The sequence below is a fragment of the Abyssisolibacter fermentans genome, from assembly GCF_001559865.1.
GTDB lineage: Bacteria > Bacillota > Clostridia > Tissierellales > MCWD3 > Abyssisolibacter > Abyssisolibacter fermentans.
The window spans coordinates 69,331-79,226 of record NZ_LOHE01000024.1; the positions used below are offsets into that span (position 1 = coordinate 69,331).

Annotated in this window: 10 protein-coding genes and 1 pseudogene; 1 reads left to right on the forward strand and 10 read right to left on the reverse strand. The window is 28.3% G+C overall.

What is annotated here, in order from left to right; translation table 11 throughout:
- Positions 1 to 141: 141 nt before the first annotated feature.
- From AYC61_RS01535 to AYC61_RS01575, 10 genes are all read right to left on the reverse strand, one after another.
- A complete protein-coding gene (locus AYC61_RS01535; RefSeq protein WP_066495785.1) occupies positions 142 to 996 on the reverse strand; it encodes an MBL fold metallo-hydrolase in 855 nt (284 codons plus the stop codon).
- A gap of 382 nt (positions 997 to 1,378) precedes the next feature.
- The gene (locus tag AYC61_RS01540) at positions 1,379 to 1,972 is read right to left on the reverse strand and encodes a nitroreductase family protein (protein ID WP_066495786.1); all 594 of its coding nucleotides are present in this window, start codon (positions 1,970 to 1,972) and stop codon (positions 1,379 to 1,381) included.
- Positions 1,973 to 2,188: 216 nt separating this feature from the next.
- Complete coding sequence (locus AYC61_RS01545; protein ID WP_066495787.1) at positions 2,189 to 2,875, reverse strand: hypothetical protein; 687 nt, start codon at positions 2,873 to 2,875, stop codon at positions 2,189 to 2,191.
- A 439-nt stretch (positions 2,876 to 3,314) separates the two neighbouring features.
- Positions 3,315 to 4,046, reverse strand: coding sequence for a DUF7255 family protein (locus AYC61_RS01550; RefSeq protein WP_066495791.1), 732 nt, complete (start codon positions 4,044 to 4,046; stop codon positions 3,315 to 3,317).
- A 535-nt stretch (positions 4,047 to 4,581) separates the two neighbouring features.
- Positions 4,582 to 4,782 (reverse strand): hypothetical protein, encoded by a 201-nt coding sequence (locus tag AYC61_RS01555; protein WP_066495794.1) that lies wholly within the window; start codon positions 4,780 to 4,782, stop codon positions 4,582 to 4,584.
- Between the two features lie 23 nt (positions 4,783 to 4,805).
- Complete coding sequence (locus AYC61_RS01560; RefSeq protein WP_338026009.1) at positions 4,806 to 5,093, reverse strand: type II toxin-antitoxin system death-on-curing family toxin; 288 nt, start codon at positions 5,091 to 5,093, stop codon at positions 4,806 to 4,808.
- A gap of 85 nt (positions 5,094 to 5,178) precedes the next feature.
- Positions 5,179 to 5,352 carry a DUF2281 domain-containing protein gene (locus AYC61_RS20900; RefSeq protein ID WP_156456290.1) on the reverse strand — a complete coding sequence of 58 codons (174 nt, stop codon included), beginning with the start codon at positions 5,350 to 5,352 and terminating at the stop codon, positions 5,179 to 5,181.
- Between the two features lie 138 nt (positions 5,353 to 5,490).
- Positions 5,491 to 6,483 (reverse strand): serine hydrolase domain-containing protein, encoded by a 993-nt coding sequence (locus tag AYC61_RS01565; protein WP_066495795.1) that lies wholly within the window; start codon positions 6,481 to 6,483, stop codon positions 5,491 to 5,493.
- Positions 6,484 to 6,614: 131 nt separating this feature from the next.
- Complete coding sequence (locus AYC61_RS01570) at positions 6,615 to 7,247, reverse strand: tetratricopeptide repeat protein (protein ID WP_066495796.1); 633 nt, start codon at positions 7,245 to 7,247, stop codon at positions 6,615 to 6,617.
- 289 nt (positions 7,248 to 7,536) lie between these two features.
- Positions 7,537 to 8,082, reverse strand: coding sequence for a GNAT family N-acetyltransferase (locus tag AYC61_RS01575; RefSeq protein ID WP_066495805.1), 546 nt, complete (start codon positions 8,080 to 8,082; stop codon positions 7,537 to 7,539).
- 319 nt (positions 8,083 to 8,401) lie between these two features.
- Here AYC61_RS01575 and AYC61_RS01580 point away from each other — a divergent pair.
- Positions 8,402 to 9,493, forward strand: a pseudogene (locus tag AYC61_RS01580) (DEAD/DEAH box helicase); the annotation flags it as partial.
- Between the last annotated feature and the right edge of the window lie 403 nt (positions 9,494 to 9,896).

Here is a 9,896-nt window from a genome sequence, read left to right on the forward strand (position 1 = left end):
AGCCCTTCTTCGTAGGCGGTGCTCGGACACGGTGAAAGAATGTACGTAGCAAACTGAAACATTCTGTTATGTGATGTTTTCCCCATGCCCCCAGAAGAATACCCAAGAAAAATAGCCTACTTTAGCCACGTATTTCATTTATTATAACTTTAATAATGCCTTATTAACATTTGCAAAACAATTCATATAAAAACTTTCATCTTCAGAAGGTAGTTTATTGTATTTTTCAGAATATCTTTTAGTCGCTTCTTCAATAGATATATCTTTTCCTACAATCTGTTCAGCTATTTTCAGTTGATTCCAAAAATCATTTATTTTATCTTTATTATATATATCTTCATGTGAAATAATATACTGATTCGCATCATACTTCTCGATTTTATCAATCATTTGATATAACTTTTCTTTCGTATAACCATACTCTCCATTATATCTACCACCATATACACAATCTCCTAAGAATAATACTTTTTCCTTTGGTACATAGATAACAGATGAATCATCAGTATGGTCACCTCCAACTTTTTTAATAATACACTTTAATTCTCCTAAGTCTATTTCAATACTATTCTCATATACAATATCTAAATCACCAATTTCAAAATTATCTCTATTTGGAATCTCCTTTTTTATACAATTTATAGTAAATTCATTAAATTTTCCGTTTTTGTAATAATTATCTAGTGAAGCATCGTCCCATTTTAACTTTTTCATTTCCTCTAACTTTTCTTTTGTATTACAATTAGCTATAGTAACTAAATCCATTGCTTTTATTCCAAATATATGATCCCAATGATAATGTGTAATTACTAAATACTTCAATGGCGGAACATTCATTAACTCTATTTCGGAAAAAAACTCTTTTGCATGATTAGGAGAGTTTCCAGCATCAACTACCAAACTATATTTATTACCACATATAAGTCCTAAAGAAGGTCTATCAGTTTCCTCTCCATGTTGCATATAATAAATCCTATCTGTTAATTTCTTAATCATTTAAATTACTTCCTTTCACTAAAATATCAATTATTTACTTATAAATATATCTACCAAACCCTTAAGGAAAACCAAAAATGCGTGAGGAAAATGCCATATAACATTCCGGATTTGCGACGTTCCTCAACCTTAGAATGTGTTAACCTACCCATTTACTGTTAAGTAGTTTAACTAAACCTTGCTCCCACTAACTATAAAATCCACTCTTATTTAGGTGCACCATAGCGAACAGAAGTCTTTTGTTAGATGTGTTGACAACTGACCTACTTTGTTGATTGTAATAATTTAACATTGTTTTAAAATTTATTTTTTATTCATCTTGCCATAACATCCTTGAAATTTCCCAACAACTTCCGTCATTACCTTCGAAGCATTGCTTTCACTATCTTTCATCTTCCACATAGCAATTATAAAATGTGAGCTCATTAATACTTTTCTTATCCTTAAGCTTTAGTTCATTTTCTGGATATCCAAATGCTATAATTTCTGATGGGACACAATTATGAGGCAATCTTAATGCTTTAGCAACCTTCTCTACGTCAAAATAAGATACCCATGTAGAATAAATCCCATTTTCTAAAGCACATATTTCCATATGCGTGCCTGGAATTTTAGTCTGATGTTCTTCTAAATTCAAATATGAATATAACTCTTTCTCTATCTCATCTATTTCTTTTTTATAACGTGGAAACCTACTTTTCTGAATACTTCTTCCACCCCGATTATCTTCGACTATAACTGTGCATAAAACTATCAAAAGTGGAGATGTCTTGATCCATGATTGATTATACGATATTTCAGCAATTTGATGTATCATTTTTTTATCAGTGATTACACCAAATTTCCATGGCTGTTCATTTCCGCCTGAAGGCGACAGTCTTCCTGCCTCTAGAATTAAATTAATAATATCACTCGATATTTTTTTATTTTTAAAATTTCTTATACTACATCTCTTATTTAGTAAATCCAAAATCATATTCTTTATCCTCCACATCCATAATGACCTTAATCTCTAGTAAAAGTGGTGCTTACTTCATATAACTCCCTATAGTGTGCTGTTAATTTTGTATTATGAGTAAAGAACCTAAATTTAGTGTGCTTCGCTTATTCATTCGAAAAATAAGGTTCATTTATAAAATACATTTAATTTTCTATGAATAATCTGGGTTTATATATAAGTTTGTCAATTTTATTACCTGGCTACTGTCATATAACGATTATATAATACACTACATTCTTCCATACATTTTAAATATAAAGCTCTTATATTAACATCCTGACATAATCTCAAATATGATTCACATTCTAAAATAGAAATCAAAGGTTTCATTTTAAAGTAATAACAATAATCTGTGTCCGCAGTTAAAATATCAAAATAACTCTTTAGTATATCTAAATAACAATCTTCACTAATTCTAAAATCACATTTATTTAATTGTTCATCGAAAAATGTCTGAACATCATTAGAAAAATACCTACCATGATTTTCTTTATCATCACCATAACCGTGACCAAAAGGTGTCTCCCAACATCGTTCTGGAATTAATGATTTTCTAATCATGCACTTATACCATTTTCTGATTTTCTCAAATTGTTTTTTGCCTAATACTTTGTACTCTTGTGAAATTATCTTATAATTAGAATTTGCTATACAATCAAAAATTTTTGCGTTAATTTCTTTATCACTTAATTTTGTTAATGAACACCACACGATATAATTATTATCTAGTTTTCCAACAATGCATATTTCCTTTTCAGGGCTTAAATACAATTCATAATAGACTTCTTTATTTTTCAAATCATAATTCGGACTGACCTGATTGTTTTTATTTACTAAATTATATTTTGAAATATTCGGTTGAATATTAAATAAACTCATTTCATCATTCCCTTTCAATTATTATCTTTAATTTAAAATATTAATATTTGATGTCATATATTTGGTTTACCTCATAATACTTCTATATTTATCTTTAAAAACCTTTTATTTCATGTATTCTACATTATACTTTACAAAAAACTAAAACCATGAAATATATTATTATATCATGGTTTATCTTAATATTTATTCTGTTTTAAATACACTTAATTAAATTGACTCTCCATTTTCATTATAAAAAGGTATACAATATTCTACTACTTCATCAACTTCATTAAGCTGAAAAATATCTATGGTAGATGTGAACTAAATAAAAACAGTTAAGTTGTGATACAGAATTGTTTATTTTATATATAAAAAAACCTGAGAATATATCTTAGGCTCCATGTTTATATACACTTATACTAAGTTAATTTTACTAAAACTTAATTACAACACATTACATTATTATCTCTAATCTTTTTTCAATAAAATTTCCAATCTCTTCATCACTTAATTTTTCAAATTTATTTTTAAATTCCCTTTCAATTTCATACTTAGAAAACCTTATAATTTGCTTCAAATGAGAGTTTTTTGGAGACAAATAAGCTAAATCTCTAAGTAAATCATAATAGGCTCTTTGAGCAATTCTCCCACCTACAAAATCAAATCCTGGTCTTTCTTTAATATAATTACTATTATTAGGTGTATTCACAAGAATATCATAAAATTCATTTAAACTTAAAATATCATCTGCTTTGTATTTAATCCTTTGCTTTTTAAGCATAATATCAAAGTGCTTTATATCCTTACATAATTCTAAATAGCTTTCAATAAACCATAAATCTATATGCTTTTCCTTTAATATTGTTAGTGCCTCTTTTCTATAAGGATTAAAATGTTGTTCTTCATCAAATTCAATAATCCTAGTTCCTAGTTGTGGATGCTTCACTATCATTCCATCAATATAACTTGTTAAAGATCTAGATGGAATATTTAAATCACTTTTAAAATTTTTCAAAATTTCTTCTATAATACGTACTATACCATCATTAAAATTATAATCTCGATAATTTGAAGATAAAAATATATCATCTTTTATTATTTTTTTATCTACTGATTTTGATTTTAAATATTCTTCACCAATAATATTTTGAAAACATTTATAAAACTTTGTTTCATTTTTCCCCACTTTTTTATCCTCCGGTATTCTACATAATAATAAACTTTTGCTTTTAACTTACTCTTATTATTTTCATTGAGTAAATATGGATAATGTGACGCTTCTTCTCCACTTCTGTAAACTGTGTATATTTAGTAATGTAATGAAGCTAAAAAAATAAAATTATAGCTTCGAAGTACTGACGTATAAATATTCAATATTCTTTTATTTTAAATTCACATGTTTAATAGCACTATCGAATTTTTACCTTATTAACTTTTCAAAATCTCTGTAGTAGGTAACATAAAATATAATCCTCCCCTTTTATTGTTTTTAATAAGTGTTCACAAACAACTTACTATTAAAACTTCACATTATTAGCGTAATATGTATTTAGAAAACTTATATCTATTACCCTATATTACACTCTCATAATACTTCTATATTTATGTTTAAAAACCTTTTATTTCATGTATTTCTACATTATATTTTGTAAAAAAATAAAACCATGAAATATATTATTATATCATGGTTTATCTTAATATTTATTCTGTTTTAAATACACTTAATTAAATTGACTCTCCATTTCATTATAAAAAGGTATACAATATTCTACTACTCCTCCAACTTCATCAAGTGCACCTTGCTCCAACTCTAAAGCAAACAAATAATTATCATTGTATTCTTTACTTGTTCCTATTCTATAATTAGATGTTAAGCTAAAAGCTTTGTTAAGTGAGGTTATTTTTATATACCTTTTACCCAAATAAAAAAAGACCACATAAATATTTATACTCTGTAGCCAACAATCCATTCAGCTATGTCAAATATATCAATTTTATTCTCAGCTATAGATAATCCTAAATCAATCAATTCTTCTTGTGTATACGCTAAATTAATATTATTTATTCTTAATAGTAATAACATTATCGATACTCCTATTCTCTTGTTACCATCTATAAATGCATGATTATTAATTAATGAATAGGTTATTGCTGAAATCTTTTCTATATCAGTTTTGTATAAATCCTTACCATCAAAGCTTACTATTCCTCTACTTAATGAACTTTCTATCAAACCAATATCTCTTATACCTAAACTCCCTACAGTAGCACTTATTATCTTTTATGATAAAGCACTACATTTTCTAAAGATATTAGCTTCATTTACCTAACTCCTCTAATGCTTCTTTATTATTTATTATGATATCATCCATTATTTCTTCAAGTTTTTTTTGTTCCTTTTGTGATAAAAACATAACGAAATCAATTACTTCTTTTTGACTGTCTATTGGCAATTTATTGAAATTATCTAGTAATTCTTTTGCTAATGACATTTTAAATCACTCCTTATGAACTTTATCTATTACTAATATTATATTATATTTTTACAAAGTGATTCTTTCAATAAAAATAATTTTACTTATAGGCATAGGTAAGGCTTTCAATCGTTTCACGCAACTAGCCGATCTAAACTATTTAACTAGCAATTTTATAATATTTTTGTGACCCTGCCACGCATTACATCCAAAATTGCTTACCAGTGTTATAAGCAAATCTTCTTGCCTGTCATATGAAGTAAAAAAGCTAACACCAGGATCACAACCTTCAAAATGATAACTATATATGCCATCTTCTTTTTCATCTATCCATATACCATATCCATAGCAATTCTCATCCACCTGTGGAGTTAGCATTTCGCTTAGCATTTCCTTTGATATCAACTTACAATCTATAAGGTTATCCCAAAATTTTTCTATATCAATAACAGTTGTAAATGCTCCACCCGCACCTGTTCCTTTCACGTCCACGCTGTAAATATTTGTATAAAATTCTTTTGTAATCTTATCATATATATATGCATTTGCACATTTTGCAGGTAGTCTATCCAATTCATAATATCCAGTATTCAACATTCCGCATGGCTTAAAAACATTCTCATCTATATATGTATCAAACTTTAAACCAGTAATTGCTTCAATAATAAGACCAAGAACAACAAATCCAGTATTATTATATTGGAATTTTTCTCCTGTATTATACATCATAGACTTATTGATAAATAATGGAATTAGATCTGATGATGTTCTAATTTTATAATTGGGGTAATCTTTCCACAGCTCATCATAATCGTCCATTATTGATTCATCAAAATAATCTGGTATTCCTGAAGTATGATTAAGTAATTGTCTAATTGTAATATGGGGATCGATCTCTTTTAAATCAAATTGCAATATATCACCAATATAACTATCAAAAGATAGTTGATTTTGTTCAATAAGTTGCAAAATTGCTACAGCAACAAAAACTTTTCCTGCTGATGCAGTTGCAAACTTTGTATCAATTTCATTTAAAACTTTATTTGGCAAATCCGCATATCCAAAGGCTTTTTGATATATGTTTTTCCCATTTTGTATTACTGATACTACACCACTAAAATCTTCATCTATACATTCCACAAACTTCATAATATCTCTCCTTGATCATATTTATTTTTATACAGGCAAGCATTTAAATTGCTCTTTTTTCGTCTACCGTTTCGCATCTACGACGTCGTTGAATCAGAACTTCTAAACCATTCTCTTCGATGACGAAGTATTTATCTTAATAAGTCAATTTTTTCTTTTATCATTTCATAATTTTTGTATCCTAATAATTTTGATTGTAATAAATACTCATCTGCTTTATCAAAATCACCATTCATTGCATATGCGATTGCTAGAAACCCATAAACTTTCACTAAATTTGGATTAATTTCTATAGCCATCTCAAATTCTTTAATAGCTTTCTCTATATCATTTTTCTTATTTATATATAAAGCACCCAATAATGAATATGTATCAGCATGACTAGGATTCAATTTCTTTGCAACCAAAAGTGCATCTTCAGCTAAATCTGTCTTCTCATTACTAAAATAAGCTATACCAATATTAAACCAAGCTATATAATTCTTGTCATCAATCTCTATAGCCTTTTTAAGTTCAGCTATTCCTTTATCATACATATCTAGTTCAACATAACATCTTCCTAATGTAATATAGACTTGTTCTAAAGAATACTCTTTAGTCCCTACTTCTATTGCTTCATTAAGAAGCGCTATTGCATCAAGATAATTTCCCTTTTCAAACTGTGATAATCCTTTTGGTACAATATTATCACCTGACTCATTCACACAACTACAAATCAAAAAAATTAAAGCTAATATAATAAAACATATTTTAATTCTACTCATCTCAAGCTCCTTATTATCTAGTCTTTTTGTTCACAAAATTTTTAATCTTCGTATATTAGTTCTAACTATTACCCAAATTTGGTGACTTTGCAACCCAAGTTTTCAAATACCTCTTATATATTATCGGGTGGACTCTTATATTACTGAAACTCTTATTAGTTACGTAACTGATAAGAACCATGACCTGATGTGTTTTCATTTTCCAATATAATACCCCTTTTATATTCAAAATTAATATAAATAGACAATATTAGTTCAATTCTGTTAAAGATATGTTACAATCATATTTTTATCTTGTACTACTATTATATCTTCTATAGTAATAAAATGGTTTTTCTTCTGTATCACCAGAATTAAGTATCATTCTTGTATCAAGCTTTGTAAAACAACATTTTTCTACTACTCTCTGTGAAGGATAATTGTCTATTTCTACAATAGCGATTATAAACTCTAGCTTTAGGATTTCAAAAGCCCACTCTATCATAGATTTTACAGCTTCACTGATATAAGCATTGTTACAATATTTTTCAGAAATAAAATAAGCTATTTCAATTTCATTGTCAACTTCTTCTTTATTTCCTATTCCAACCATACCAATTAGTTTACCAGTGGATTTAAGTGTCACTGCAAGCATTATTCTTGCAGTTTCTTTTGTAGCTTTATCATATTGTTTATCAATCCATTTAATCCATCCCTTCATATCTTCTAAGCTAGTTCTCCAATCAGGCATCCATTTTAGAATGTATGACTCGTTACAAATTTTATGTAATTCTACGGCATCTTCAATAGAGAATTGTCTTAATACAAGTCTTCTAGTTTCTATGCAAATACTCACTATATTAATAAATACCTCCTAATGTTTCATTTTAAAACATGTCTTTATGATATTTTTCTATATTTATTATAAAAAACCTTTTATTCCATTTATTTTTACATCATTTCATAATAAATCGAATTCCTCCTCATTTCCTTGCAATAAATAATCAATTCACATATCTAGATTAATGTTGTCTGTTCAAATAAAACAAGGAAATATATTACAATATCCTTTATTACATTTGTATTTATTGTTATTAGTAAAACAAGGGTAACTGGTTATGATATAATAAAAGGACTGTATTCAAAATTAACTTGAAATGTGAGGAAAATAAACCATGTCATTTTATAAATTAGGAATCAAGCGAGATTTAGTATACGCTCTCGAATGTCAAAACATATCAACACCAACACCAATTCAGTCGTTAAGCATACCGCTTGTCATGGCTGGATATGATTTGATTGCAGAAGCACAAACTGGAACAGGTAAAACATTTGCCTTCCTGCTTCCAATGTTTCAAAATATAGATATTGAAAATCATTATATCCAAGGTCTTGTCATCACACCAACACGTGAACTTGCGATACAAATAACCGCTGTTGCAAGGAAACTCGCTGAAATGAAGCCTCTAAATATTCTTGCAGCATATGGCGGACAAGACGTAAATGCACAACTTTACAAACTCAAAGGTAATGTTCAACTTGTCATAGGTACACCTGGGCGAATCTTGGATCATTTAAGGAGAGGTTCAATTAATTTTAGTCAGCTAAAAACACTAGTCGTAGATGAAGCTGATCAGATGTTCCATATCGGCTTTATGAAAGATATTGATAGCATTATTAGCCACTTACCTGATAATAGGCAGATACTATGCTTTTCTGCAACAATTAACCATACTGTAGATACATTCTCAAATAAGTATCTAACAAGCCCTAAATATGTAAAAGCTCCAAAAAAACAAATTACACTTGAAAATATCACTCAATTTGTTGTAGTAACATCTAACAGAAGAAAATTTGATGACTTTATCAAGATACTAAATCGAAACTATCCAAACAAAGCTATTATCTTCTGTAGGTCTAGAATGGGTACTAACGCACTTTATGAAGAAATGCTTGCTACAGGCTTTAACGTTGAAGCATTACACGGAGCGCTAACACAAGCTAAACGTGAGCGTGTCATGACAGCATTTAAAAACAATGAAATCAAGTTCTTGGTTGCAACTGATGTAGCCTCAAGAGGACTTGATGTAGAAGGTGTCTCGCATGTTTTTAATTATAATTTACCAGACGAACCAGAGAATTATGTTCATCGAATCGGTAGAACAGGACGTGCAGGAAATAACGGAGTAGCATATACTATTTTGACTAAAAAGGATGCAAAACGTCTTGAAGCCATTGAAACATTTATCAAAATGAAAATAGACCGTATCCGTGTATCAGAAGATTCAGCAGCAACAGCTCAAAAACCAAAATCTGTAAAGCCTACTAAACATAGTGGAACAATACGACAAGCTGATTATCGTAAGTCTTCAGCTAAACAAGGTACAACACAACAAAATAAAAAAAGAAAACCTTTTGGTAAAAATGCTTCAAGCAAAAAAAAGAAGAAATTTTATAAAAAATAATATAAAAACACCGCCCTGATTTGTTATATAATTAAAGGGCGGTGCTTAATATAAAAATTCCAAATAGAGAATATAATTAACTTTGTGCTTTTAGAGAAAAAATTTCACTCTAAACTGACAAAAATATTTGAAATTTGAATTAAATTTGTCTAGTGCTAGTACTCATATTTATTATCTCCAATTATTTCTATGTTATGCATGTATT